Origin of the sequence: Candidatus Seribacter sulfatis, assembly GCF_964187635.1 — a bacterium.
Classification (GTDB): Bacteria; Verrucomicrobiota; Verrucomicrobiia; order Opitutales; family Seribacteraceae; genus Seribacter; species Seribacter sulfatis.
The window spans coordinates 1-26,279 of the sequence record NZ_CAXLMO010000031.1 but is presented as its reverse complement, the minus strand read 5'-3'; the positions used below and the strand labels follow the sequence as shown (position 1 = coordinate 26,279).

The following is a 26,279-nucleotide window of genomic DNA, read 5'->3' as shown; positions in this document are numbered from 1 at the left end:
TCTTCCGCTTTTGTACATTGCCACAAATTATGCGGGTGAAGGTTTGATTGCGACCGCTGGTTTAATGACATTACTTCTTGTTGGTGGCATTACTGCCACGGTATTTATCACTAAAAAAGACTTCTCCTTTATGGGGAGCTTTCTTTCGATGGGTGGATTTGTTGCATTAGGATTTATCTTATGCAGTATGATCTTCGGTTTTTCTTTGGGCCTTGTATTCTCCTTGGTTATGGTTTTGTTCGCGGGGGGATCTGTTCTTTACAGCACCTCTAATATTTTACACCGATATCATACCGACCAACATGTGGCGGCTTCACTCTCCTTATTTGCTTCGGTTGCTCTTCTCTTCTTTTACATCCTTCAGGTTTTGATGAGTCTGAGCAGCAGAGACTAATGCAATAGTTAATAATTCCAGTCTTCGGGAAGGTTCTCGATAAATTTTGTCTGAAGTCCGCTCAATGCGGACTTCAGTGTTTTTGCACCCCAAGCCGGGTGAATCAGGTCGGGATTTAAGTCAAGTAATGGAAGGAGAACGAAATCTCGTTTTAGTATTCCCGGGTGTGGTAATATAAGCTCCTTAGTTTCGATAATTTGATCTCCCCATAACAGTAGATCAAGATCGATTATACGCGGTCCATTCTTATGAATTACTTTTTTTCCCAATTTTTTTTCTGTATCCTGAAGACGGATCAAAAGATCGTTTGGGGAGTGGGCGGTAGAAATTGATACCGCTGCATTGGTAAAGGGAGGCTGTTCCGAGAAGCCAAAGGGAGCTGAATGATAAAGACGGGATAGTTTTTCGATCGTGGCGAATTGAGATATTAAATCGAGGGCTTTTTCAAAAGTGTCCTTTGGTTTTCCCAAATTTGCACCTAAGCCGATGTATGCATTAGCGTTCAACCTCAACTCTGATTTCCTTTAAGCCCAGTTTTTTGGTATATCGTGGTTTATCGACTGAAAGAAGGACTTTCTCGACAGGGAATTTTTCTTTAATCTCAGTTGCGAGTAAATGGGCAAATCGTTCTAAGGTTTTACCATCATAAGAGGAGGCAAAATCGCGCACATGTGAAATAAGATCGCGGTAATCAATCCCTTCCAAAATTTCATCAGAAATCTTAATACTTTCAAAATCGTAGGAAAGATCGAGAGAGACCAAAAGGTCCTGCGGCGCATATTGCTCTTCCTCCAGTAAGCCAATTCTTGCCATCACTTCTATTCCCACTAATTGAATTTTTCCCATATGTAGAAATCTTTTAGGGCATTGATTTAAAAAGGGCGAGTTCTTTGGCTACTGAGATTGCCTGGGTGGTTTCCTGTACATCATGAACTCGAATGATTTCCACCCCATGAAGGATCGAGGCAAGGGCCGAGGCGATCGAGCCGCCAAGTCGATCGGAGGGAGTGGGGGCATTGCACAATTGATCAATCCACGACTTTCTTGAAGAGCCAAGAAATAAGCCCCATTCTTCCTCTTTGAACATGGATAGGTTGCGCATTATTACTAAATTATGTTCGAGTGTTTTTCCAAAACCAATTCCTGGATCAATCCAAATCCGAGGTAATTGTCTTTGAATAAGGTCGTCTTTTTTACTATCGAAAAAGGCCCGGACTTCCTCGACTACATTTTGATATGTTGGACTAATTTGCATGGTCTTAGGAGACCCTTTTGCATGCATTAATACAAAGCCTGCGTGGTGTTTCTCCGCGAGATTAAGAAGTTCGTGATTTCCTCCTGAAACATCGTTAATGATATGAGCACCTGCCTGCAATCCTGCTTCTGCAACCAGTGGTTTTGTGGTATCCAATGAAATTAAAAATTGATCCTTGGGTAGTTTTTCAAGGACAGGCAAGAGCCGTGATAGTTCTTCTTGTTCAGAGACAGGTTCACTTCCAGGCCGGGTACTTTCTGCACCAAGGTCGATAATTTGCGCTCCCTGTTGATACATTAAATTGGCTTGTTCCGCAGCAATTGTGGGGTCGTTAAAAAGTCCACCATCACTAAAAGAGTCGGGGGTAAGGTTCAATATCCCCATTACCGCGGGGTATTTTAAGTTAAACCGTTGTCCATTAAAAAAGTATTCAGGCATCTGATCGTTTTAAGAGATTTTCGTAGGTCAATCTAACCTGCTTTAATACGGCATCAGAACTTGAAGACCAATTTAGTTCAGACAGTGCAGAAAGCGGAGCCACGCCTCGGCCCGTGCCACAGAGAAGGATTTCGTTGTATTGAGATAAATCATGAGCCTTCGGAGTTGCTCGAATAATTCGGAATGAATGGGCGAGGGCGGGTAGGAGATGAGAAAGGATGACACCGGGAAGGATTTGTTTTTCTGGAATGATTAGCGAGTCACCACGAACAAAAATAAGGTTACTGGTTGCGGATTCACGAATCTCGTTTTCTTTTGGATCGTTTATAATCCAGTCCTCTGTAGAAATATCAAGTTCTGATAATCTTCCGTAAAGTTCTTTTTCCTGTGTTGATTTTGCACGAGGGATAGGTCGGTGGTACTGAAGGAGGCGGCCATTAACTGGTTTTCCATCTGATTTTGCAGGCCGACCTGAAATTCCAATCGAATTTTCAAATAGGCAGATGCGGATAAGTCCCTCTTCAATTGCAGATTTTGATAAATATTGATCGAGTCTTTCCTTGAGAAGAGCGAGTTCCGGGATCCAGGGTAGTTGTAAAAGAGTCGCCGATTCAAGCAATCTGGCCAAATAAGCGCATCGAAAGGGAATCAATCGATTTGGAAATAAGCGAAGGGTGGAAAAAGCCCCGATCTGCCCCCAAGGTTCAGGGTGTGGGGTTGGATCCCCCGATATTGTCCAGGCATGCATGATGAATATTTTGAATAATCCGTTTCCCTTGTTTTGATAGAAAGGATTCTGGGTGATATTGCAATCCAAAGAGTTTCCGGTCCAAGTCCTCGAAAGAAAGCGGAACTTTTCGAAGTGGGTCGATTCCAGTAATCAGGATTGATTTTGTAACCGAAGAAAGACTTTTTTCTTCGATCTGAAGCGAGTGATACCTTGCAACCCTTAGGTTTTTGTCAATTTGATCATAGGTTCGGGTATTGGGAATAATTTCAATCTCTGTTTCCACCCCGTGTAATACTTGGTTTTGTCGAATCACCTGTCCGCCTTCCTCTTGCAGAATTAGTTGAAATCCGAGGCAAATTCCGAGTATCGGTTTGAAACCAAGAATTTCCCGATACATAGATTGTGTCTCTGGATAATCATCCGGTTTTCCGGGACCCGGAGACAAAACGATTACTTGTGCATCTTGAATATGTGTGGGTGTAATTTTCTTTCGATCAACTACTAATACATCGTCAAAATTAGCTAAGAGATGTTCCAAATTTCGGGTGAAGGAATCCTGGTGATCAACTACAAGAATCATGAGAGTAAATCAAGCAATGCCTGTGCCTTGAGCTTGTTTTCATTGTATTCATATTGGGGCGTTGAATCGACGACAATGCCCCCTCCCGCCTGAGTGTAACAATACTCGTCAAGAATGAGCATCGAGCGAATAATTAAATTAAGAGAAAGATCGCCTTGGTCAGAAATAATTCCAAAGCTCCCTGTGTATGGACCGCGAAAGCAGGGTTCCAATCGATCGATCCATTCCATTGTGCGAATTTTTGGACATCCTGTAATACTACCCCCGGGAAGCATGGCAGTGAGAATTTCATTTACTCCAGCATTCTCTTGAAGAGTTCCTTCGATCGTGGATACCAGATGGTGAAGATGGGAGTAGGTTTCAACTTCCCTAAAACGAGTCAGTTGTACAGATCCGGGAATGCAGACTGTGGATAGATCATTACGTTCGAGGTCAACGAGCATATTATGTTCTGCTACTTCTTTTGGGTCCTGTAAAAATCGTTTAATTACCGAGCTGTCATTTTCATTTTCGTTTCGTTCGTAAGTTCCACCAATTGGTCGGGTGGAAATATGATTTCCCTTTCGATTAATCACTCCCTCTGGTGAACAACTGACAAGGGAAAATTTTCGAGTCTGTAGCAAAAATGATTCGGGTGCAGGATTGGCTTGACTGAGTTTCGAAAATGCGAGGATGGGCTCGATTTTAACTTTCGCTTCATATCGTTGGGAAATTTTAATCTGATAACTTTCTCCATCTAGGATTGCTTCTCGTGCACCCGCAAAAATTTTTTCATATTCTGGATAGCTAAGGTTGCATTTTTGAGATGATGTAGCGAATACCACCTGATTGAGATCGAAAAGGTCTGAAAATTCGAGTACGTGTGCAATCTGTTGCTCTCGTTCGGGCAGGGTTGATTCAATTTTGGTTTGATTGGGCAGGATGTGAATAATGCTTTGTGGACGGCCAAACCATCCATCTGGTACCTCTAAGTCACGGGGCGATTGAAGGGTTAATCCAAGATTGGCAGAAAGAAATTCGTATCCAAAAAAGCCGAGCCAACCTGAAAAGCTTAGCGAGGAAGGTGATTGTTTTTCGGTCAGTTTGCCCAGGCCATCGGCAACTTTTTTACAGTCTAAACAATAAGCTTCTTGGAAATCGAAGTAGGCAATAAATCCTTCTTCTCCCTTGGACCTGATCGCGATTTCCGCACAGTTCAATTTTTCGAGATTGGGGAGAGGGAGGTGTTTTCCAATTTCAATCATGGTAAATGATCGAGCAATTCAGAAAACGAAGTGATTTGTGATTTTTCAATGATTGGAAGTCCATATAGCAGAGCAGACCAACCGGCTTTTTGCGCCCCCATAAAATCTCTTGAATAACTGTCTCCCAAATGCAGGAAGCCATCAGGCTTTTCTTTCATCTTATCCTCGACAGCCCGAAAAATAGCCGGGTTTGGTTTTTCAACACCCAATTCAGAAGAGATGAAAATTTCATCAAATAGTGGGGTCATATTATGATCTTCTAAGACCGATCGAAGCCGGGAATCATTATTGGATAGAACGGCTAATCGATAGCCTCTCGAGCGGAGTGTTTTTAAGGTCGATTCAGCGTGCTCCGCAATTCGCCAATGTTCACCTTCTGCAAAAAGATCCCATAAAATCTCAAAGATGGGGTCGATGTCCTGCCCCTTTGCAAACGGTTGAAAAGTAAGGGTTACTACCTCTCTCCAAAAATCCTTTTCTTCCCCCAATGTAATCTTCTTGTCTTTTTGGGCCTGTCCAAAAACTTCGTAAAATCTTTCATCCACCTGTTTGTCATTAATTTCGATACCATATTTTCGAGCTGTTTTTGCATAAACTGCTCCAACGGATGGCCATGGTTTAATGAGAGTACCAGCAGCATCAACTGTTAAGACTCGTATTGAGTTGGGCATGATAATAGAAGGTTAAATTCTTTATAAGTTGGTGAGATGATAAAAATATGAGACAACGATTGTTATAGTTTAAAACAAAGTATCATGCGAGTTTTTCCAAATGGAACAGGATTATTATTGGGGTTATTACTCACCTTTTTTGGGGCGTGGGAATGGCCGAATGGTGCTCTATGGTTGAATACTTTTTTCTCCAATTCTGTTTCTCAATTTGCAGTGGTGCTCGTATTTTTGATTCAGGGTTGGAATCTAAATGCAAACCGAATTCCTACTCTGTTTAAGGATTATCGTAATTTAGTACTCGTTCAGGGGGCCATTTTTGTGGGACCTTTATTTTTTGTTTTATTTCTTCACGCGAATAATTTTTTACCAGCTGCATGGAAGGATGGCTTTATTTTTTTGGCAGTTTTACCTACAACCATTTCAAGTTGTGTAGTTTACACCTCGATGTCGAATGGAGATTCAGACCTCGCACTTGGACATGCCACGCTATCGAATTTTCTCGCCATATTATGGGTCCCCCTTGCCTGTTCAATCTTGATTGTTACTCCAAATGTTGGAGTTTTCAACGAGTGGTTTGCAGCGGGGAAATACATTCTGCCTCAACTATTCATGTTCGTATTGCTTCCCAGCTTTGTGGGATGGCTTGGGCGAAAAGTCTTTTTAGGGAACGAAGAGAGTCGATTCGATGAACATTTAAAAAGAATCACTTTTGGATGCATTCTCTTTCTTGCCTATCTCTCCTTGTCCAAAAGCATTCTGCTTCGGGGAGAAGTTGATTTTCTTAACTCCATTATTTTTTTATTTCCCTTCTTATTTATATTTCTACTTTTTCACTTATTTTTAAGTTGGTCTGGAAGTTTGATATTTTCAAAAAGTCCGAGAGTCCGTGTGGCAAAATTTTTCTGTATTAGCCAAAAATCATTAGTCATGGGCTTACCTTTAGCTGGGCTTCTATTCGCGGGGGAACCTGAATTAGAAATCCGAATTATCTGCCCGTTAATATTGTATCATTTCCTCCAACTCGTAGTCGGGGCATGTTTCATATCGCCATTGAAAAGATGGGTAAGAAGAACATGTTAACAAAATTTACTCTTTTGTGGTTGTATGCGCGCGAATTTCATACGAAAAAATTGGTGTGATTTGTAAAAACTTTAAGGATAAAGAAAAAATGCGCAGAGCTAGTCGATCCGCAGCCACAGTTCTCGATCGACTTTGCAGTATGGTAAAACCAGGAATGAACACTTTGGAGCTTGATGAAGCAGGCGGAGAGTTAATGGCCACCATGAAGATTAAGAGTGCCTGTAAGGGATATCGTTCGGGGCATCGGGTTTTTCCATCCTTCACCTGTTTGTCAGTAAATGACGAAGTGGTGCATGGTATTGGTGTTGAGGGCAGAGTGTTAAAGGAGGGAGATATTATTTCTGTGGATGTATGCATTCGGGAGGATGGGTTTATTGGAGATAATTGCCGGACTGTTCCCGTTGGGAAAGTTTCACCTGAAGTGGCAAATTTATTGCGGGTGACTGAAGAGTCCTTGTTCCGTGGAATTGAAAAGGCAGTAAATAAGAATCGAGTGGGTGATGTTTCTGAGGCAGTACAAAATCATGTCGAAAAAGCAGGATTTGCAGTAATTACCAATTTTGTAGGTCACGGGGTCGGAAGATCGTTACATGAAGATCCACAAATACCCAATTTTGGAAAAAGGGGAACCGGTATGAAGTTTCGAAAGGGAATGGCCATATGCATCGAGCCTATGGTGAACATGAAAAGTGCACAAATTCGAATGGCTGAGGATGGTTGGACGGCCTTGTCAGTCGATGGATTGCCCTCTGCTCATTTTGAACACACCATCCTAGTGGATGATGAGAAAGCTGAAATTATTACCATTCCGGATGGCTATGAAAAGGCAGAGCGATTTTTTGCTGAAGTTCTTCCATCTTAACATTAAACCAATTTTATAAATGCTTAAATTACTTGCAGATGCCGTTTTTTCTTTTGATGTGGAATGGATTCCCGATCCCAAATCGGGAGAAATTCTTCACCAGACTGAACCCGTTAATGAACCCGGGGAGAAGGCCAAAGTTTCTTTTGAAGCATTGTGGAGTGCGGCCCGGAAAGACGGGGATCCGGATGATTTTAAACCCTACTTAAAGACCATTTTATGTCGGATTGTATCTCTTGCCGGGATTCTTCGAGAAAAAGTTCCAGGTGGAGCAGAATTAAAACTCATTTCTTTACCCATCGATCCAAATGATCCTGCTAAGAGTGAAGAAAAGGCATTATTGGTAACATTTTTAAAATCTGTGGGGCGAAAAAAACCTCAGCTTGTTGGCTACAATTCTGCACAGGCAGATGTTCCTATTATTGTGCAACGTGCCATAGTTAACGGCTTACCTGGGTTCGGGTTTTCGGACCGCCCTGACAAGCCATGGCTTGGAGTCGATTACTTTGATGCACGAAATTCAGAATATAATGTCGACTTGGCAGATGCGCTGGGACAGTACCGGGATCGTCCCTCACTTCATCAAGCAGCAACACTCAGTGGGATTCCCGGTAAAATCGATGTGAGTGGAGATTCAGTTGCGGATATGTGGGCGGAAGGAAAACTGGATGAAATTGTGGCTTACAATGAATTTGATGCATTTACCACACACTTACTTTGGGCAAGAGTGGCCCATTTTTCAGGGCTATTAACATCCGAACAGTATGAGATGGAACAGGAGTTAGTCCGAACACTACTGAACGATGAAATCGCCACCGGACGAGAGCACTTAACCAAATTTATTGAGGAGTGGGATCGACTTCTTGCTATTACCGGTCAAAGCAAGAAAGATTAAATATATCCGATTTGAATATGACTAGATATTAAAAATATTCTCAGATTACAATTTGCCCTACTTACTTTTAAAAAATACATAAATAATATATATGACAAAATCGGATAATGTGGAAGCAACCCTTGAACAATTACCTGAAACCCGTGATCGGTTACTGAAAGAAATTCGTAAGGGAATTATTGGACAGGACGATGTAATCGAGCAATTACTGGTCACTTTACTAGCAAAAGGACATTGCCTACTTACCGGAATTCCCGGATTGGGGAAAACATTATTGGTTAAAACATTATCAAAATGTTTAAGTCTAGGCTTTAAGCGTATTCAGTTTACCCCCGATTTGATGCCAGCAGATGTTGTTGGTACTGAAGTTGTGGATGAAGATCCATCCACTGGTAAAAGAAGTTTTCGGTTTTCGGCGGGTCCCATATTTACCAATATCGTATTAGCCGATGAGATTAATAGGACACCGCCCAAGACGCAGGCTGCACTGTTGGAAGCGATGGAAGAAAGACAGGTAACAGTGTCGGGAGAAACCCGTTCATTGGATGCTCCTTTTCTCGTTCTTGCCACCCAAAACCCAATTGAACTGGAGGGAACTTATCCATTGCCAGAAGCTCAACTTGATCGGTTTCTTCTTAATCCAGTGATTCAATATTTACCCATCGAGGATGAGATTAAAATGGTCGGAGAAACCACAGGGCTTGATCGTGAAGAACCACAACCTGTGCTGGGTGCAGAAGATATTATTTCCTTACAGAATTTAACCCGTCAGGTTCCTGCACCAGAAAATGTCGTTACCTACGCAGTTTCTCTTGCTTCTGCCTCGCGTCCACAATCTGAGAAATGTGATGACTGGACAAGCAAGCGAGTCAAGTGGGGTGCTGGTTCACGAGGGGCTCAGGCATTAATTTTGGCGGGTAAAGCTCGGGCGCTTCTATCGGGTAGACCTAATGTTTCCTGTGAAGATGTTAAATTTATGGCCAAATCTGCACTAAGGCATCGCGTACTGCCCAGCTTTTTTGCCGAATCAGAAGGTTTGGATTCGGATGATATTATCGCGCATTTGCTGGAAGAAGTACCGCAATAATTCAGATTATTTTACTCAGTCCTTTTCTTATTAAGAGCGACTTTAATGGTTGATAAAAAACTACTGGATCCTAGCCACCTTCACAGTATTGAAGATTATTCACTTCTTGCCCGTGTGGTTGTGGATGGTGCAATGCCCGGAATTCATCGAAGTTTGCGACAGGGCAGGGGAAGTGAGTTCTTTCAGTACCGACCTTATTCCCGCGGGGAAGACTTGAAGTTGGTTGATTGGAAAGTATTTGCAAAAAGAGACGAATTGGTTGCCAAAACGTTTCAGGAAGACACTAATTTTACGGTCTGCTTGGTATTGGATGTAAGTGCATCTATGGGATACGAGGGAAAAAGAGCATCCTGTTCAAAACTTCGTTATGCAAGCATGTTAGCTGCTTGTTTTGCCTATTTGGCCAATCGACAAGGGGACCGTATTGGATTATTTGCCTATTCGGACGAGGTTCGTGAATGGATTCGTCCCAATTCGGGAACGGGTCAATTGAACCGTGTCTTTTCTTCTCTGCAGGGTCTGAAGGCAGAAGGGAAAAACGCACATGATTTTGCATGGGATCGAATGGCGAGTGGTTTGCCTGGACGTGCAATGGTGGTCTTTTTATCTGATTTCCTTGAAGCTGAGAATACTTTAACCGAGCGACTTCGATTTTCTCTTTCTTCTCGATATGAATGTTTATGTCTGCAGGTTTTAGATCCTGATGAAATCGATTTGCCCGAAGGCGAAGCATTACGGTTTGCAGAATTAGAAGGGGAGCGAGAAGTTTCAACTTCCCCTCCTGCCATTCGAGAGAAGTACAAAAAGGATATGTCTGAGTTTTGTGATGATCTTAAAACAAAGCTTTCCTCTGTATCTGCCGAATTTGAAAGTTTGATTACCAACCAAGACCTGGGACATGCCATGCGTCGTTTTCTTGGTATGAGGAATCGTAAATGAATCTAAATTTTTGATGTAAAGTGATCGAATTTGCTCAACCTGCTGCCTTGTGGACCGCTCTTGCGATTGGTCTGCCTGTGGTTGCACACATGGCTTATCGTCGGGTGACAGAAAAGTTTTATTTTTCTTCTCTACGTTTCATTCGCCCGTCCCAAATTCCCCGTACGGGAAAACGTACTCCTTCGGATATCCCTCTTTTACTAGTCCGAATTCTTCTTTTTATTATCCTCTCTCTTTTATTAGCTGACCCGTATTGGAAATCTCCTTCCACGCCCTCTCTAGAAGGGCAGAATAAAGAAACTTTAATTGCAATCGACCTATCGCCCAGTATGGGGGGATGGGGGGGGATTGAAGAGGCGAAGGAAAAAGCTTTAACAATTTTGGAAAAGTCGGAAAACGAGGTGGGATTTATTGCTTTTGGAAACACTATCCTGAATAAAATCGAGATTGGAAATGATCGTGATTCAATCAAGGCACAGATTCAAAACGTGCTTCCTGACTGGAGTCGAGGAAATGCCCAAGTCCTGCTCGATCAAACTCCCGCTATGTTCTCTGAAAAAGCAAAAGAACGAAAGTTATACATTCTGAGTGATTTTCAAGAGTCCGATTGGCAAACCGCTTACACTGATTTACAGAATTCTGGAATTACCTATGAATTAATAAAAGTGGGAGGGGAAAGTGAAATTGAGGGTAAAAGGCAGAATAACTTAAGTGTGTTAGAAGCCCGGGCAGTACCGGCGGGTCCCGACAAGATAAGAGTATGGACTGTTATACGAAATTGGGACGATACCAATAAGACCGCAGAGGTAGAATTAATTGCAGGTGGAAAAGTAAAAGCCAAAAATATTGTCTCGATTGCCCCCTACGGTTCTGTACAGTCTCAATTTGTGATCAAGGAGGGGGATTTTTCTTTCGCTAAAGTTCAATTAGTGGAGGGAGATGCATTCGCACTCGATAATGAAAGATCTGTATGGTTAAAAGCACCCCCCGCTCGCCGGTTTGGTTTTTGGATGCCTGAATTTGAAAATGATGAAACAGATCAGGAAAAGTCTTTTTTAAAAACCGCAGTTGCGAGCTCTGGCGATAATGGCTGGAATCGTTGGGAATGGGATCAGGACCGTGCAGACGCGTTACGATTAGGAGATGACCAGTTGGAGGTTCAGTTACTAATGATTTTAGGCTTGGGGAAATGGTTTGAAGAGGAACAATTGGGCGGATTGATTGAGAAATATATTTCCAAGGGTGGGGTGGCCTTGATCACTCCAGGCGAACCCTTTTCCTCTACGGTTTCAATTTTAAAATCGAATCAGTTTTTTGATTATAATTTTGTCCGAGTGGCGGGTGGAGCGGTACAGAGCAAAAATCCTTTTCGCATTGGCGCATTAGAGTCCAGTTCTGCTCTGTCGGAAGTCTTTGCCGGCAAAGCTGCTCGTGACTTGTACCTTTCTGCTATTCATCGATTTGGAATCATGAAGCCTGGGACAAGTTCCGAGGGAATCGAGGTTCCCTTACGAGATCAGGAGGGACGTCCTTTAGCCTTAATTAAACCTTTTGACGGGGGAGGACGATTAGTTTTCCTTCCTTTTCGGATGAATACGACATGGACAGACCTTCCCCTGCGAAACTCTTTTTTACCGCTGCTGATGGAGTTAACTCAGGGAGTGGAACGTGAGTCGCGTTCATGGCCAGTAATTGAGCCTGGCGAGGAATTGATTGGCGTTTCGGGAAATTTTATTGCAAAAAAACCGGGAGCATTTCGATTTGAAGATCAATGGGTAGAGGTCGTTCTTTCTTCAGCTGAATCCTCTCCTGATACATTTTCTATGAATGAACTAACAGAGAGCCTTGGTGGCCCGGGAGTTGATTCCACATCTTCCACTGTTGAGGGGGGTGACTCCGAGGAAGAAAGTAATCCCTTATGGATGTGGTTTGCAATTTTAGCCACTACTCTCTTGATTGTAGAAATGCTTTGGTCTCGTCCCCGTCAGAATTCTAACGCACAAAAACAAATTCATGCCTAATTTTCTAGAGTTTATCAAACGGGAAGCTCGATTTTTTATTTTCAGTCGATCTTTGTTTGCCTTGGTGATTGGCCTGCTCTGCTGGCCCTGTTTGCTCTATTTACTAGATCTTTACGATTCAGTTTATCCCATCCTTGAAAGTGCTGCCTTTAACTGGGTTATTTCGACAACTGTCTTTTCTATTGCTGTTTTCTTGATTCTCTTAGTTCGTTCTTGGACTAAAAAGCCCTCGGTGAAAAATTTGGCAAGGCAAGTGGAGCAATCAAACCCTGATTTACTGGATCTGCTTAATTGTGCCGTGGAGTTGGAGGATAAATCGAAACAACGTTCTTTGACTTTTATGGAAAATCGGGTCCTTCGTCAAACGGAGGAAAAGGCCAGCGAGATTGTCTGGACTGAGGGTACACGCCCCCCACCCAGGTTTTGGGCTTCTTTAGTATTTGGGTTAATGCTGAGTCTCCTTTTTACAGCATGGAGTGTGGATCGAAGTCCTCTGCAAAAATCGATGGATTCGTTGTCTGGTGAACCTGGCTTATTTCTCTTTACCACAAAAACTGGTTCCACAAAATTGGAGGAGTACCCGGCAAGCAAAGAATTTAGCCGCGGAACAGATATTTCTGTTTTTGCAGATGTTACCCGTGGGCACCGCGGACAGAAAAAAGCGTTTATTGAGTTTGAAGAAAATGGAATGATTGAAAGCTTGGAAATGCTACGAACCCCGATCATGGGACGTTTCGAATTTGTAGTGCCTTCTCTTCAAAGTGATTTTAGCTACCGAGTCGTTACTCCTTCACTGGAAAGTGAATGGCAATTATTGGAGGCGTATGATCCCCCTTCAATCAGCACATTTAATTGGGAAATTACTCCGCCTGATTACTTGAAAATGGAAAAAATTTCTCATGAGGGCTTCGGTTATTTCCGAGCACCTGAGGGAAGTCGTATGATTTTGAACTTATCAGTTGAGGATAAACCAGAAAATGTCGGTGCATTTATATTATCTGGTGAATTGGAGATTCCACTGGAGAGGGTAGACGCAAATTCTTTTACCACCGATCATGTTTTAGAGACTGAATGGAAGGGGGTTGTTTATCTCAAAGACTTGGACTTTCCCCACCGTGATCCGGTCGTCTATGAAGAATTCCTTTTTGCTCCAATCCCAGATGAACCTCCCGTGGTGGAAATAACAGAACCTGCAAAAGATTTACAGTTAGCATCTGATGCCAGTCTACTATTAGAGGTTTATTCTTCCGACGATCACGGAGTGACCGATGTTCGAATTAATATTTCACATGCAGGAGAAAAAGAAGAGGAAACCATATTTGTGGGTCCTGTGGAAAAGGAGAAAACGATCTCCTACGTATTGGATCTGAACGAAATGGCGTTGGCGATTGGAGATGTCATAACCTACATGGCACTGGCGATAGATAATAAAGAACCTGATGGTCAGATTGCCCGTTCAGAGATTTACTTTATTGAGATTCTTCCACCGGAGGGAAATTCCACTGAGTCAGATGCACAAATGGATGGGGAGCAGAAGGAAATACCGGTACGGGATTTTATTAACCGAACCAAGAAAATCATTCGTTCCACCTACGATGCATTACTGGAAGATAAGTTTAAGAAAGAAAAACTTAGTCTTGCCATAGTGACTGATTCACTGAGCCTGAAAAATGATATGACCAAGGTATTCGATGAGTTTGAGGGCCAATTTCCAATCGTGGACGGGATCGATCTTGGGGAACTATTAAACGAAGCCACCTATCACATCGAGCAAACCGAGATCTATGCCGGTGATCAAATGTTGGATGAATCTTTAGAACCCTCTGAAAAAACTCTTCGAAAATTGGTTCAAATTTATGCGTTGATGCAGAAAATGCAGAAGCAAAAAGCGAAGGGAAAAGGAAAACCAAAAGAAAGCAAAGAGGAGAGTGCGGGAAAACCAGAAAAAGAACAGGAGGAGTCCAGTAAAGACCCGGCAGAAGAGTTAAATGATCTTGCCAAGGACTTGGAGGAATTAAAAGATTTCAAAGAACGACAAAAAGAATTAAACCGTGAAATTGGCCGTGCTGCGGGCACGGGTAAGAAGGGCGAGGCGAATCAAGAGATAGCACAGGGCCAGGAGGATTTAAGAAGAGATTTAGAAGGGCTCCGGGAGGAGTGGTATGAAAAGAGCGGTAGCCTTGGGAAAGTAGGCTCGCTTGACCGTGCGGGAGCAGAAATGAAAGATTCTGCCGGAGAGCTTCGTCGGGATTCTCCTCGTGATGCACAACCCCATGGCGACCTTGCTGCGGAGGCATTGGGTAATGCAATTTCTGAGGTGGAATCTGCAATGTCTTCATTGGCAGCCGGAATGGTGGATCAATTACAGGCACAAGCATCCGGTCTCGCCGGTAAGCAAAGACAACTGGGTGAGGAAACCGAGAATGCAAAAGAGGGGCAGGGGGAGGATTTAAAAGGCGAACAGGAGGAGTTGAATGAACTTGCCAAGGAACTTTTAGATAAAATTGATCAGACGGCCCGTTCGATGGGGAATTTTAATGAGAATGCAACGGAAGATTTATTACGCGGGGCAAGAGATTCGCGCGAGGGTGGAATCGAACGTGCAGGTAAACGTGCCGCAAATTCTCTTCTTTACGAAGCTTTTCCCCAGGCCAAAGAGGAAGAGGATAAGGTGGCGGAAAACTTAGAGAAGTTAAATGATGAATTACAGGGCGTTGCGGACAAACTCAGAAATCTTGGAAATGGAGCTCTCCGTGAACTTGTAGAAAATTTACAGGAGACACAGAATGAATTACCCGGAATGAGTGGCGAAGAAATGAAGGAAAAAGCAGATGAGCTGGCAAGGTCAATCGGTTCCCTTCCGAATGCGGAACAAGATGAAAGGCTTCAAAATCTGACTCAGTTTTTTGAACAACTGGCAATCAGTGAGGATCCATCCCAATCGAGTTCAATGGCATCGGCTGCAGTATCAAATGCCCTTGAACTAGTGGAGCAGTTTTTCTGGAAGCAGGCAGTTGAAAATCGTCTCCGGCGGAATCAAGAAACTACTTCTGCACCGAGTCGTTATAAAAAGCAGGTCGAGGAGTACTTCCGTAGAATTGCGGAGGGGGAATAAGTATGGGTTGGGATTGGCCCTTTTCTCCTTTTTTGTTCGGTATCATTGCCGTACTTTTCATTCTCATATTGTCGTATCATTCAAGAGCAATGTTTGCGGTTGCATTGCCTCGACTCGCTTGGAAATTATTACTACTACGAATTTTCGCGGGTATTTTATTCTTCCTGCTGCTTGCTAGACCTTACTTAATTACAGACGAGCCTAATCCAAAAGAATTTAAATTGCTCAGTTTGACTGATTTGTCGGGAAGTATGAATACGAAAGACGGATCTGAACAAAATACGCGCATTGAATTAATTCGACCTTTTCTTGAATCCAAGGACTCCGGTTCTTGGTTAAGTCGAATGAAGTTAAGTTATGGAAAAGTGGAAAACCTTGGCTTTTCGAATGAAGTCCAAAGAATGAATCGCGATTCATGGGATGTTATAGAACTGGGGAAAAAGACTGCTTTAGGGGATGCATTATCAAATAGTTTACGAAATGAAAGAGGCGAACAATCCCTTGGCTCAGTAGTCGTTTTTTCGGACGGAAGAAATAACCTGGGTTTGCCCATTTTAGAAGTGGCCAAGGAATTTCGTATCCAAGGTATTCCAATCAATGTGATCGGGGTGGGACAAGAGCAACCCGTTGGAGATGGGTCGATTAAGTTTGCTGATCGCCGACCCAATGCGGTGGCCAAAGAAGAGTTACTTTTGACTGGAGAAGTGGAGAACAAATTCAAGGATTCGATCCAAACCAATGTTAAACTTACTTTAGATGGTAAGGTATTGGAGGAGATTGCTCTCAATTTACGGGGAGGTGAAAAAAGGAAAATAAACTTTTCTCCACTACTTCCCAAAAATGCCGGTCCACAGCGTTATCGGGTCGTGATGGATGCCCCCCCGGGGGATGCCGATCCTTCTAATAATTCGGATTCACTTCTTGTGGTGGTAAAACCACCGGAGCAATTTTCAACACTCTATATTTCCAATCGAATACAGCCTCTCTTTCCCTTTATAAAAAGGGTCCTTGTCAATGAAGATCGCTTTGACTTTCAAGCTCTTATTCGAATGAGTTCGACTGTGTTTCATGCCTTTGGAGAACAACTCAATCCCGAATATTCGAATGACCCTTCTTTTTGGATGGATTATGATGCGATCCTTATGGATACTATGGTTTTAGAGGATTTGAACCAGACATTGGTGGATTCATTAAAGGATTTTGTCCAGAAAAAAGGAGGGGGATTACTCCTTTTTGGCCCCTTGGAAATTGCCCGTATTAAATTGGGAGGAATTGTTCCTGCAAAATCGGTTGAGCGAGTTTTTGCCAAGCAAAATCTTTCTTTAGTGACCTTGGAAGAACCCCTTTTTGGACCGGTCGATGAGGTGGATAAAATGAAACCATTCTTACCGAACCGACTTCCCGGCTTTTTTGTAAAAGAACAAAACTCGGCCGCTCGTGGAGTGGTTCTTTCCCGTGCCAATGGAAAACCGGTCCTAACCGTGCAGGCTTATGGTTCTGGCAAGGTTGGGTATTGGGGTTCCCCCAGTGATTGGAGACGGTCGATGAATGATGAAGAGGGTGCTAAGGAATTTCGTGTTTTTTGGCAGGCTTTGGTCCAGTGGCTTGGTACTGGGGGAGAGGATCGGCTGAAAACACAGGATTCAGAAAAACCATTTCTTCGTGGAACGGAGGCACCATTACAGGTGGAAGCACTGGGGGCCGATTTTGAGCCTTCTATGGATGCTATGGTGGAAGCCAGAATAGAGGGGCCCGATGATTTTGAGCGGGTGATTCAACTCTACCCCGAGGGTTCAGTGGCAGGGAGGTATGCAGGTTCATTTCGGCCCGTTTTGGCGGGTGCTTATCAGGTGAAGTATACTTTAAAGTTTCCAGATGGAGAAAGTCTGGAGAGGGAAAACTTTCTTCGTGTTTCGGAGGCTGGAGAGGAAGCAATAGATGTTTCTTTTGCCCGTCTTGATTTAGAAATGTTGGCCAAGTTGACTGGGGGACAATACCTTTCTGTGGATCAAATGAATACTAATTGGGATCCTACATTTGCTGAGGATTTGCCTTCCGTTCGGAAACGCCACAGTTTGTCGAATGCGTGGATTGTATTTATTCTTCTTTTTCTACTAGCCGGAAGTGAGTGGATTATCAGGAGGCAATCGGGGTTAAGATGATCTTTCGAATATTTCTTTTCTCTTCTTTCGCTTTTCTTTTTGAACTGAGTGCCCAGGTGCCAATTTCTCCTAGCGAAGTCATACCAAACGCAGATAGCGATGTGGGGGATCAGAATACAACGATTGCTATCGCACCCCCCCCTGCGCGTTCCAGCGAAGAAAAAACAATCGAACGGGCTCAGGAAGGACTTAAGAGTGCCGAGGTTGGAAGTCGGGTAGGAGCGGCAAAACTACTCGGTAAGTATCGTTCTATCAAAACATCAATTCTTTTAATTAGTGCCCTTGATGATGAAAGTGCATTAGTGAGGCGTGCGGCAATGGTCTCTATCGCCGAACATGCCTCGAATGGTTTTCCAGTATACGATAAAGCTTTGGCGGAGAAAATTTATTCAAAACTTGGTGATCCGGATGTTGAAGTACGAAGAGAGGTTTCCACCATGATTCCACGAATTATTTCACCGATGCGTAGAAGTGGAATGGAACTGATTGAGATTAATGGAAGGAAGGTATATCGTTCGGTATCTTCTGCAATGCGCCCGGATTTGTATAAGATGACTCAGGATGCTTTTTTAGACAAAGATGCAATTGTTCGACAAAATGTTCTGAAATATCATACTTATCTTAACGTCTCACTCCCTCTACTTTCTTTAGATAAATTACTTTCGGACTCTGATCTCGGTGTCCTCCTTACTGCATTGGATCGAATTTCTTCAAGTGCATCGCAGCCAAGAATTGTCAACAGGGTGAAAGCATTATCGAAGCACGCGAATAAGGGCATCCGTTTAAAAGTGGTCGCCGTTGCTCGAAATGCAAATAGCTATCATTCGGACTATCGTGGCATTCTTAGGGAAATGACAAAAGATTCTGACCCCGAAGTCCTATCAATGGCTGCCGTTGAACTCGCCCGTTTTGGAGAGCGAGTTCCGGGGAAGGTTGTGGAACAAATTAAAAATTTCCTACTGGGGGTAAATGGATTATCCACGCAAGTTACAACCATACTGTACACCGTATCTTCCTTGGGTGTGGATGGTGCGGAAATTTATAAGGCATTGACTGAACACAGTAGTTCACAAATTCGGGCCATTGCATGGCAACGATTTATTAATTTGAGCGGAGGTTGGAGAGACAGTTCAGTTTGGTTGCCCGCTACAAAAGACCCCGATCCAAAAGTCAGAAAAGTGGTATTGAACGGTTTGCGTGGTCAGAGTAATAATTTGTCAGAAAAACAATTAGGCGTTTTGGTGGAGAGTGGATTCTCGGATGTGAGAATTTTTGCTGCTCAATCGCTTTTAGATGCGACTCAGAGTACTGTTGAATCACTTGGCTTTGATTTGTTAATTGATGAGGATACTATTGTTCGTTCCACTACGATCCGGGCAATGTCCGCTCGAAGGGTACCCGGTTGGTTAACCATAATGAAACGATCATTGCTGGATACCGATTATGTGATTCAACGGTCTGCGATGGATGGTTTGTTGGGGGATAGAAAAGAGGGCGTCCCGGTATTGATCGATTACATTTCGAAAAACCCACAAAGCCGTATTTCAAACTTAGCCAAGATTGAATTAAGTAAAATAGGAGTTCAACCATGAGATTTATCCAATCTTTTTTAATTATATTAATTACTTTCAGCTCGTTGGTGTTTTCACAAAGCCCAAGTCAGTCGAATGAAGGGAGCGTAAGAATTGTTCAGTTGTTGAGACAAGAAAACTCAACTCGGAGATATCCTGATGCTTTACCCAGCCTGCTTAAAATGTTGAATGAGCAAAGTAATGCCCGCTTTGATACTGACCCTCTCTTTATCAATACTCTCACAGATGAGCGACTTCTTGAAAACCCGATCCTTTATATTAACTGTGATGAACAGCCCAATTTGGAATTTCCCCAGGAAGAGAGAGATGCATTGAGGCGGTATATGGAGCAGGGGGGCTTTATTTATTTGGACGCGGGAATAAAAGCTTCGTTTCTTGGCCAAGATTTAGGCCATAGCTATGCGGCATGGGAAGAACGCCCCGAGGTGAAAGAGCTTTTTTCAAAGATTCTTCCCGAAAAAACTTTTATTCCTTTGGGCCGCGATCATGATTTATTCAGAACTTTTTTTACCGGATTACCCAAGAACAAAGATCTCGAAATCCAGACCGAACAAAAACGATTACCCGAAACAGTTCTTTCATTTGTGGAGAGAGAAAAGTGGCCGCAGGCGACTTATTCATTTGTGGGAATAAAAGTAAAAGGTCGACTTGCCTGTGTTGCATCTCCTATTTGTGCAATGGGTTGGGGGAGAGATGAATTTGGTGCCTGGATACCCCCGATTTCATTTCGGGTAAGAGAATCAGCAGAGAATTTTGATCAAAACCTTAAGCTGGCCTCTTTTTCCGGAGGTACTTATGAAGTCACTCGAGAGGATGGATTAAAAGATATTATTTATTCAGAAAATGGACAGCGCCCCCTTTGGGTACAAGAACCAAATGGGAAATGGAGGATTTTTAAGTATTATTCAGGGGAAGAAATTAGTAATTATGCACACGCTTTTTACTCGCGCTTAGGAATGAATGTATTTCTTTATGCCTTGCTTAATTAACCTTACCTAGGCTTTACTTTTGTAAAATGAGCGAACAGAAATTTCCAGACTTACCTGATCCAACAGAACTCCCGCGCCGTCGTTTACTTTCTCCCGTTGCATATTGGTGGATCGGAACCGTTCTCTTATTGGGGATCACCATAGTTTGGCTACCCTCCCAATGCTCAACTGAAACTATTACTTCTTCTGAAAAGAAGCTAGAGGATATGAATTCACTCCCTCAAGCAGATCAAAGCAAAGATCTTGAATTTCGAGAAGATGGCTTGTGGTATAAAATCGACCAGGAATCTCCTTATGATGGTGCGGCAGTGGACTTTTACGAGAACGGTACTATGAAGTCGCGTACCAAAATGGTAGGGGGAACAGCAGTTGGCTTGATTGAAGAGTGGGATGAGAATGGTACAGTGAGGGGGACTCGTTTTAAGAATGAGTTTCCCCAATGAACCTGCGTTTCTTTTTATTCTTCTTTGTCCCATTCATTTCAAACTACCTGGGAGCAGAAGTTGATCTCCCAACATCTGAAGAATTATCCAAACTCGAAAAAAAATATTCTGAAATAGATCGTACCTGTACGAAAAGAATTTTAAAAAACCCAGTTGAGATCTCTTCCTTTTCTTCACGAGGAGATGCACGTTTATTTTTGGGTGACTTTAAAGGTGCACGCTTGGACTACGAAAAAATGATCGAGTTAAATCCAAACTTGGAAATCTCTCACTGGCGGTTGGGAATTGCTTATTTCTATCTCTCTGAGTTCAAGATGGCTTCTCGTCAATTTGAAATATATCACCAATTTGATGAAGTGGATCGAGAAAATGGAATTTGGAGATTTATGTCTCAGTTTCAATTGAGTGGACTTAACAAAGCAAGAAAAGACCTTCTTCGCTATTCTCAAGACGACCGCCCTCCTTACCCATGGCTTTATTCAATGTTTGCTGGAGAAATTTCACCGGAGGATGTGTTTGATAGAATTAAGCAGCAACATTTTCCTTCTCAATATGAAGTCCGTGTTCTTTTTCATGCCAATCTATATGTCGGAGTTTTTTTGGAATTAACGGATGATGATCCTCAAAGAGCGATGAATTATTTGGCACATGCTACCGCGAATCAATATGGCCGGTCGACCGGTACTTATATGTGGCAAGTCGCACGTTTACATCATGCCAGATTAGTTCGGTCAGTGCAAAAGCTGTAGAATTAGTATTACAAAAGCTAATTGCTTGTTTTGTTTTTCATAATTGCATGGAAAATAGAATTACAGATAAGAAGTGGGGCAAAAAGATTTACTAGGGGAACCATCATTAGTGCTGCACCGAGTGATCCATATCCGGTAAAAGGTTCGTTTTGATTAAAGTTTTCCTGCGGTAACCTTTGTTTCAATGTGACTTTATATTCTCTACCGAATAAAAATCCATTGACGCCAAGTTGAAGTGCAATTCCAAGCGGAGGAAAAAACCAGCCCAATAAAAAAAATGGGGCTGCGATCAAATTGACAACCGCACTCAGTGCGACTAAGCGAATGGATATAAGGATTGAAGTATACAGATTGGGTGCGGGTTGCAGTACGATGTCGGGGTAGTGTTTTTCTTGGACTGCATTAATAATATCATCAATATAAATTCCCAAAAACGCAGCGTGGATTGATCCGAAGAAAAAGAAACCCAGTATAATGAAGAAAATTACAAGTATTGATTGTGCTACAATTCTTATCCATGAACCTTTTTCATAAGAATCAAAATAGGAAAAAATAGAGTCAAAAAACCAACCCGCCGCAGAGGTTCCTATAAACAGAACGAGGGCGAGAGAGAGTAATGAAAAGAAGGTAGCCCATAATACAGGTTTCCATAGGCGCCGATCTCCTAATTGTTCAATGGCGAGCCAGTAATTATTGATCATTGAAAAAGTTTGTTTTTAAAAAATTTATTCTATTATTCATTTTTCCTGTGGACAAAGGCAAATCTTCTTCGCATAAAGAATAAAGGTGGTAATGGTATTTAGGGAAAAATGGCGGAACATAATTATACAGCAGATAGTATAAAATCGCTCGATTGGAAGGAGCATATACGTCTCAGACCTGGGATGTATATTGGAAAGTTGGGCGACGGTTCGTCCGAGGATGATGGGATTTATGTACTTCTTAAGGAAGTCCTTGATAATTGTATCGACGAATTTGTGATGGGATTTGGTAAACAGATCGACATCGAGTGCGATGGGCAAAATGTAGTGGTTCGGGATCATGGCCGTGGGATTCCTTTGGAAAAACTTTTAGATTGTTCCTCCAAGATTAATACCGGTGCAAAGTACGATTCAGAAGCTTTTAAAAAGTCAGTTGGATTGAACGGAGTCGGTATCAAGGCAGTAAATGCACTTTCAAGCAACTTTGACATTCAGTCTTTTCGTGAGGGAGAGACGAGGCGAATTGAATTTTCATGTGGTGAACCAAGCACCATGGATAAAAAAAATAAAGGTACTAAAGAAGAAAATGGCACCTTGATCATGTTCACCCCGGATGCAGAAATGTTTAAAAAGTTTCGCTACCGGAATGAATTTGTTGAACGCATGATGCGTTATTACAGTTATTTGAATCGTGGATTAACGATCAAGTACAACGGTAAACGTTTTCGATCCAAGGATGGTTTAAAAGATTTATTGGAAGAAAACCTTTCAGAAGAACCTTTGTATCCCTTTATTCATTTGGAGGGGAGTGATATCGAAGTCGCTTTTACCCATATCGAACAATACGGGGAAGACTATTTTTCTTTTGTCAATGGACAACACACGACCCAGGGAGGTACCCATCAGGCTGCTTTTCGTGAAGGATTAGTTAAAACCATTCGTGACTTTACAAAAAAGAACTTTGATGCACCCGATATTCGTGGCGGTTTAGTTGCTGCAATCAGTGTGAAAGTTCAGGAACCGGTTTTTGAATCTCAAACAAAAACAAAACTGGGTTCCCTCACTATGTCTCCAGAGGGCGAAACAGTTCGATCATTTGTAGGGAATTTCCTGAAAGAAAAACTGGATAACTTTTTACATAAGAATCCCGAAACTGCAGATGCCCTTCAAAGTAAAATACAAAGAAGTGAAAGAGAGAGAAAAGAGCTCAAGGGAATCCAAAAGATTGCCCGAGAACGAGCTAAGAAAAGTAAGGTTCACAACCGTAAACTGCGGGATTGTCGAGTCCATTTAAACACTAAGGATAAAAATAGATTTAAAAGTACCTTGTTTATTACAGAGGGAGATTCTGCAAGTGGTTCGATTACGAAAGCCCGAGATGTTCAATTTCAGGCTGTATTTAGTCTTAAGGGAAAGCCACTAAACTCGTTTGGATTGACTCGTAAAGTAGTATACGAAAACGAAGAGTTTAACTTAATTCAAGCCGCACTTGGAATTGAGGAAGACTTGGAAGATTTATGTTACAACCAAGTTGTTATTGCAACTGATGCGGATGTGGACGGTATGCATATTCGATTATTACTCATCACTTTTTTCCTGCAATTTTTTCCTGAGTTAATCCGGCAAGGCCACCTCTTTGTTTTGCAGACTCCCTTATTTCGGGTCAGGAATAAAAAAACAACTCTCTATTGCTACGATGATGCGGAGAGAGAGGCCGCGTTAAAAACCTTGGGTAAAAATCCTGAAATAACTAGGTTTAAAGGTTTAGGAGAGATTTCACCGGATGAATTTAAGCACTTTATTGCTGATGATATCCGTTTAGATCCTGTTAAAATTGATGCCCATGAATCTATTAAGGAGATGCTCAAGTTTTTTATGGGTAAGAATACTCCTGAAAGACAACAATACATCATTAGAAACCTTCGCTTTGAAGTTGATATTGTTGATAAAAAAGAGGAGGCACCGGTAGATTCTGAAAAAAAATCGCTGCCCTCCACAACGGTTGTCAGTGATGGCGAAGCCGCCTGATAATAGTAAGAACCTGTTATCATGTCCGATCAAAAAAATGACTCCGATCCTTCACTAGAAAATGATTCTGCTGATGAAGAGAGCAAGGAAGAGGTAAAGGAAATCGCAATCCGGCGGTTTGACCCTGAAGCATTACTGACTGATGACGGTGCTGAAAGAGGGGAGGATGATGCCATCTATGTTGATGACATGTATGGTGATTGGTTTTTAGACTATGCCTCTTATGTTATTTTAGAACGAGCTGTCCCACATGCGGATGATGGGTTGAAACCAGTACAGCGCAGAATACTTCATTCCATGCGTGAATTAGAGGATGGTCGTTACAATAAAGTCGCCAATGTAATTGGAAACACAATGAAGTATCATCCCCATGGAGATGCTTCGATTGGTGATGCCATGATTCAACTTGGGCAAAAAGATTTGTTAATTGATATGCAGGGTAACTGGGGTAATTTACTGACTGGTGATTCTGCTGCAGCCCCCCGATATATTGAAGCCCGATTGACGCCGTTTGCATTGGAGGTTGTGTTCAGCCCTAAGGTTACGGAGTGGGCTTCTTCCTATGACGGGAGAAATAAAGAACCAGTCACCTTTCCGGTTAAGTTTCCCCTGTTATTAGCACAGGGAGCGGAGGGAATCGCGGTGGGTCTTTCCACGAAGATTCTGCCTCATAATTTTATTGAAATACTGGATGCTTTAACGGACGCACTTCGTAAAAATCCAATCAATTTACTTCCCGATTTTCATCAGGGTGGAATCGCTGACTGTACCGATTATAACGGAGGTGCAAGGGGAGGGCGTGTGCGGGTGCGGGCACGAATTGAAAAAGTAAAGAAGCACCTTCTCAAAGTGACCGAGATCCCCTTTGGGACTACCACGACCAGTTTAATCGATTCAATCCTTTCTGCGAATGATAAGGGTAAGATTAAAATATCTAAGATTGAGGATAATACGGCTGAGTTTGTTGAAATCATGATTCACCTGCCGTCCACTGTTTCAGCGGAAGATCTTTTGCCTGCGCTTTATGCATTTACTGATTGTGAAGTAAGTTTGGCCCCGAATGCCTGTATCATACAGCATAACCACCCACAGTTTCTTTCTGTTAATGACTTGATCAAATCGGCTGCTTTTTTAACTCGGGATCTTTTGCAAAAGGAATTGGAGATTAAACTGGGTGAACTTCAGGAAAAATGGCATTTTGCCTCTTTGGAAAAAATCTTTATCGAAAAGCGGATTTATCGCGATATTGAGAAGGAAGAAACTTGGGAGGGCGTAATTGCTGCCGTTGATAAAGGACTCAAACCCTACATTAAATTATTTCATCGTGCGATCATCGAAGATGATATTTTACGACTTCTCGAAATAAAAATTAAAAGGATCTCGAAATATGACTCATTTCGTGCGGATGAATTAATTCAAGGTTTCGAAGATGAAATTGAAGTGGTGAAAGGGCACCTCAGTCAAATCACAAAATATACGATTCGTTATTTTAAGGAATTAATGAAGAAGTATGGAAAGGGACGAGAGAGAAAGACGGAATTAAGTGTTAATGAAAGTGGAGAGCTGATTGCTTTTGATAAGATTGTCGCCTCTAAGGTTGTGGTCGCAAGTGAGACTCTTTATATCAATCGTAAAGATGGCTTTGCGGGATACGCTTTAAAAAAAGACGAGGCGATTGAAAAATGCTCTGACCTTGATGATGTAATTGTGATCGGTAAAGATGGTGTTATGAAAGTGATGAAGATCGCAGATAAAATGTTTGTTGGTAAGAATCCAATGAGGATATCAATTTTTCGGAGAGATGATCAAAAGGTCTACAACATAGTTTACCGAGATGGTCAGTCGGGTCGGTTGTACGCAAAAAAATTCAAGATTGGCGGGGTGACTAGGGATAAAGATTATCCTCTTTTCAAAGTCCATTCAAAGAGTCGAATTTTTTATTTTTCTGTTCACGACTCAGAAAAGAAAAATAGTCGAGTTCTTGTTCACATTGATCCGGAATTAAAAAGAGTGAGAGAAAAAGTGATCGAATTCGATTTTTCTTGGATTGAATTACAGGGACGCTCGGTAAAGGGGAGCACCCTTACCGCACACAAGATCGATCGAGTTATTAACGCACCGAAGGTCGACGATGCAGATTTGGAGATAGAGGAAGTTGAAAAAGCTTTGGTCCCGAGTGAAAAATCGAAAGCACCTGAATCTGGCAAAGCACCTGAATCTGGCAAAGCACCTGAATCTGGCAAAGCACCTGAATCTGGCAAAGCACCTGAATCTGGCAAAGCACCTGAATCTGGCAAAGCACCT

Annotated in this window: 23 protein-coding genes; 15 read left to right on the top strand and 8 right to left on the bottom strand. The window is 42.4% G+C overall.

The features are described from left to right. Window positions 1–394, top strand: a 394-nt coding sequence (locus ACKPQ5_RS03830; protein WP_407677773.1) for a Bax inhibitor-1/YccA family protein, incomplete at its 5' end; no start/stop codon positions are given. Window positions 395–402: 8 nt separating this feature from the next. Here the strand turns inward: ACKPQ5_RS03830 and folK are convergent. From folK to ACKPQ5_RS03795, 7 genes are read right to left on the bottom strand one after another with little or no spacing between them, the layout of a single operon-like run. Then, a complete protein-coding gene (folK, locus tag ACKPQ5_RS03825) occupies window positions 403–900 on the bottom strand; it encodes a 2-amino-4-hydroxy-6-hydroxymethyldihydropteridine diphosphokinase (protein ID WP_407677772.1) in 498 nt (165 codons plus the stop codon). Continuing rightward, window positions 890–1,240 carry a dihydroneopterin aldolase gene (locus tag ACKPQ5_RS03820; RefSeq protein ID WP_407677771.1) on the bottom strand — a complete coding sequence of 117 codons (351 nt, stop codon included), beginning with the start codon at window positions 1,238–1,240 and terminating at the stop codon, window positions 890–892. Before ACKPQ5_RS03820 ends, folK begins: the two co-directional genes overlap by 11 nt. A gap of 13 nt (window positions 1,241–1,253) precedes the next feature. Further along, on the bottom strand, window positions 1,254–2,087 hold the full coding sequence (folP, locus tag ACKPQ5_RS03815; RefSeq protein ID WP_407677770.1) for a dihydropteroate synthase: 834 nt from the start codon (window positions 2,085–2,087) through the stop codon (window positions 1,254–1,256). After that, complete coding sequence (locus ACKPQ5_RS03810; RefSeq protein ID WP_407677769.1) at window positions 2,080–2,835, bottom strand: aminotransferase class IV; 756 nt, start codon at window positions 2,833–2,835, stop codon at window positions 2,080–2,082. Before ACKPQ5_RS03810 ends, folP begins: the two co-directional genes overlap by 8 nt. Next, a complete protein-coding gene (locus ACKPQ5_RS03805; protein ID WP_407677768.1) occupies window positions 2,792–3,397 on the bottom strand; it encodes a glutamine amidotransferase-related protein in 606 nt (201 codons plus the stop codon). Before ACKPQ5_RS03805 ends, ACKPQ5_RS03810 begins: the two co-directional genes overlap by 44 nt. Further along, complete coding sequence (locus tag ACKPQ5_RS03800; protein WP_407677767.1) at window positions 3,394–4,641, bottom strand: anthranilate synthase component I family protein; 1,248 nt, start codon at window positions 4,639–4,641, stop codon at window positions 3,394–3,396. The genes ACKPQ5_RS03805 and ACKPQ5_RS03800 overlap by 4 nt, the downstream gene beginning before the upstream one ends. Then, the gene (locus ACKPQ5_RS03795; protein ID WP_407677766.1) at window positions 4,638–5,312 is read right to left on the bottom strand and encodes an HAD-IA family hydrolase; all 675 of its coding nucleotides are present in this window, start codon (window positions 5,310–5,312) and stop codon (window positions 4,638–4,640) included. The genes ACKPQ5_RS03800 and ACKPQ5_RS03795 overlap by 4 nt, the downstream gene beginning before the upstream one ends. Window positions 5,313–5,396: 84 nt before the next feature. Between ACKPQ5_RS03795 and ACKPQ5_RS03790 the strand changes: the two genes are divergently transcribed. From ACKPQ5_RS03790 to ACKPQ5_RS03735, 12 genes are all read left to right on the top strand, one after another. Beyond that, on the top strand, window positions 5,397–6,392 hold the full coding sequence (locus tag ACKPQ5_RS03790; protein WP_407677765.1) for a bile acid:sodium symporter: 996 nt from the start codon (window positions 5,397–5,399) through the stop codon (window positions 6,390–6,392). 16 nt (window positions 6,393–6,408) lie between these two features. Further along, window positions 6,409–7,254, top strand: a complete 846-nt coding sequence (gene map, locus ACKPQ5_RS03785; protein ID WP_407677764.1) for a type I methionyl aminopeptidase — start codon at window positions 6,409–6,411, stop codon at window positions 7,252–7,254. 19 nt (window positions 7,255–7,273) lie between these two features. Next, a complete protein-coding gene (locus ACKPQ5_RS03780) occupies window positions 7,274–8,149 on the top strand; it encodes a hypothetical protein (RefSeq protein WP_407677763.1) in 876 nt (291 codons plus the stop codon). Window positions 8,150–8,240: 91 nt separating this feature from the next. Continuing rightward, window positions 8,241–9,236, top strand: coding sequence for an AAA family ATPase (locus ACKPQ5_RS03775; protein WP_407677762.1), 996 nt, complete (start codon window positions 8,241–8,243; stop codon window positions 9,234–9,236). Window positions 9,237–9,281: 45 nt separating this feature from the next. Continuing rightward, window positions 9,282–10,175 carry a DUF58 domain-containing protein gene (locus ACKPQ5_RS03770; RefSeq protein WP_407677761.1) on the top strand — a complete coding sequence of 298 codons (894 nt, stop codon included), beginning with the start codon at window positions 9,282–9,284 and terminating at the stop codon, window positions 10,173–10,175. A 20-nt stretch (window positions 10,176–10,195) separates the two neighbouring features. Next, the gene (locus ACKPQ5_RS03765) at window positions 10,196–12,196 is read left to right on the top strand and encodes a BatA domain-containing protein (protein WP_407677760.1); all 2,001 of its coding nucleotides are present in this window, start codon (window positions 10,196–10,198) and stop codon (window positions 12,194–12,196) included. Then, window positions 12,189–15,311 (top strand): hypothetical protein, encoded by a 3,123-nt coding sequence (locus ACKPQ5_RS03760; protein WP_407677759.1) that lies wholly within the window; start codon window positions 12,189–12,191, stop codon window positions 15,309–15,311. Before ACKPQ5_RS03765 ends, ACKPQ5_RS03760 begins: the two co-directional genes overlap by 8 nt. A gap of 2 nt (window positions 15,312–15,313) precedes the next feature. Continuing rightward, window positions 15,314–17,473 (top strand): hypothetical protein, encoded by a 2,160-nt coding sequence (locus ACKPQ5_RS10970; protein ID WP_456064505.1) that lies wholly within the window; start codon window positions 15,314–15,316, stop codon window positions 17,471–17,473. Then, on the top strand, window positions 17,470–19,065 hold the full coding sequence (locus ACKPQ5_RS03750) for a HEAT repeat domain-containing protein (protein WP_407677758.1): 1,596 nt from the start codon (window positions 17,470–17,472) through the stop codon (window positions 19,063–19,065). The genes ACKPQ5_RS10970 and ACKPQ5_RS03750 overlap by 4 nt, the downstream gene beginning before the upstream one ends. Before the next feature lie 104 nt (window positions 19,066–19,169). After that, complete coding sequence (locus ACKPQ5_RS03745; RefSeq protein ID WP_407677757.1) at window positions 19,170–20,054, top strand: DUF4159 domain-containing protein; 885 nt, start codon at window positions 19,170–19,172, stop codon at window positions 20,052–20,054. Between the two features lie 26 nt (window positions 20,055–20,080). Continuing rightward, a complete protein-coding gene (locus tag ACKPQ5_RS03740) occupies window positions 20,081–20,497 on the top strand; it encodes a toxin-antitoxin system YwqK family antitoxin (RefSeq protein WP_407677756.1) in 417 nt (138 codons plus the stop codon). Beyond that, window positions 20,494–21,246, top strand: a complete 753-nt coding sequence (locus tag ACKPQ5_RS03735) for a tetratricopeptide repeat protein (protein WP_407677755.1) — start codon at window positions 20,494–20,496, stop codon at window positions 21,244–21,246. The genes ACKPQ5_RS03740 and ACKPQ5_RS03735 overlap by 4 nt, the downstream gene beginning before the upstream one ends. Before the next feature lie 17 nt (window positions 21,247–21,263). Here ACKPQ5_RS03735 and ACKPQ5_RS03730 read toward each other — a convergent pair whose 3' ends face one another. Next, window positions 21,264–21,947, bottom strand: coding sequence for an EI24 domain-containing protein (locus tag ACKPQ5_RS03730; protein WP_407677754.1), 684 nt, complete (start codon window positions 21,945–21,947; stop codon window positions 21,264–21,266). A gap of 108 nt (window positions 21,948–22,055) precedes the next feature. Here ACKPQ5_RS03730 and ACKPQ5_RS03725 point away from each other — a divergent pair, with 108 nt between their 5' ends. Then, window positions 22,056–23,975, top strand: a complete 1,920-nt coding sequence (locus tag ACKPQ5_RS03725; RefSeq protein ID WP_407677753.1) for a DNA topoisomerase IV subunit B — start codon at window positions 22,056–22,058, stop codon at window positions 23,973–23,975. Window positions 23,976–23,996: 21 nt separating this feature from the next. Next, window positions 23,997–26,279 (top strand): DNA gyrase/topoisomerase IV subunit A (locus tag ACKPQ5_RS03720; protein ID WP_407677752.1); only part of this gene is annotated, 2,283 nt, incomplete at its 3' end.

Excerpts from the sequence above, each read along its gene's own strand:
- ACKPQ5_RS10970 (WP_456064505.1), top strand. The coding sequence starts at position 15,314 with ATGGGTTGGGATTGGCCCTTTTCTCCTTTTTTGTTCGGTATCATTGCC.
- ACKPQ5_RS03810 (WP_407677769.1), bottom strand. The coding sequence starts at position 2,835 with ATGCATGCCTGGACAATATCGGGGGATCCAACCCCACACCCTGAACCT.
- ACKPQ5_RS03725 (WP_407677753.1), top strand. The coding sequence starts at position 22,056 with ATGGCGGAACATAATTATACAGCAGATAGTATAAAATCGCTCGATTGG.
- ACKPQ5_RS03805 (WP_407677768.1), bottom strand. The coding sequence starts at position 3,397 with ATGATTCTTGTAGTTGATCACCAGGATTCCTTCACCCGAAATTTGGAA.
- ACKPQ5_RS03735 (WP_407677755.1), top strand. The coding sequence starts at position 20,494 with ATGAACCTGCGTTTCTTTTTATTCTTCTTTGTCCCATTCATTTCAAAC.
- ACKPQ5_RS03760 (WP_407677759.1), top strand. The coding sequence starts at position 12,189 with ATGCCTAATTTTCTAGAGTTTATCAAACGGGAAGCTCGATTTTTTATT.
- ACKPQ5_RS03740 (WP_407677756.1), top strand. The coding sequence starts at position 20,081 with ATGAGCGAACAGAAATTTCCAGACTTACCTGATCCAACAGAACTCCCG.
- ACKPQ5_RS03790 (WP_407677765.1), top strand. The coding sequence starts at position 5,397 with ATGCGAGTTTTTCCAAATGGAACAGGATTATTATTGGGGTTATTACTC.
- ACKPQ5_RS03800 (WP_407677767.1), bottom strand. The coding sequence starts at position 4,641 with ATGATTGAAATTGGAAAACACCTCCCTCTCCCCAATCTCGAAAAATTG.
- ACKPQ5_RS03750 (WP_407677758.1), top strand. The coding sequence starts at position 17,470 with ATGATCTTTCGAATATTTCTTTTCTCTTCTTTCGCTTTTCTTTTTGAA.
- ACKPQ5_RS03770 (WP_407677761.1), top strand. The coding sequence starts at position 9,282 with ATGGTTGATAAAAAACTACTGGATCCTAGCCACCTTCACAGTATTGAA.
- ACKPQ5_RS03820 (WP_407677771.1), bottom strand. The coding sequence starts at position 1,240 with ATGGGAAAAATTCAATTAGTGGGAATAGAAGTGATGGCAAGAATTGGC.
- ACKPQ5_RS03795 (WP_407677766.1), bottom strand. The coding sequence starts at position 5,312 with ATGCCCAACTCAATACGAGTCTTAACAGTTGATGCTGCTGGTACTCTC.
- folP (WP_407677770.1), bottom strand. The coding sequence starts at position 2,087 with ATGCCTGAATACTTTTTTAATGGACAACGGTTTAACTTAAAATACCCC.
- ACKPQ5_RS03780 (WP_407677763.1), top strand. The coding sequence starts at position 7,274 with ATGCTTAAATTACTTGCAGATGCCGTTTTTTCTTTTGATGTGGAATGG.
- ACKPQ5_RS03775 (WP_407677762.1), top strand. The coding sequence starts at position 8,241 with ATGACAAAATCGGATAATGTGGAAGCAACCCTTGAACAATTACCTGAA.
- ACKPQ5_RS03730 (WP_407677754.1), bottom strand. The coding sequence starts at position 21,947 with ATGATCAATAATTACTGGCTCGCCATTGAACAATTAGGAGATCGGCGC.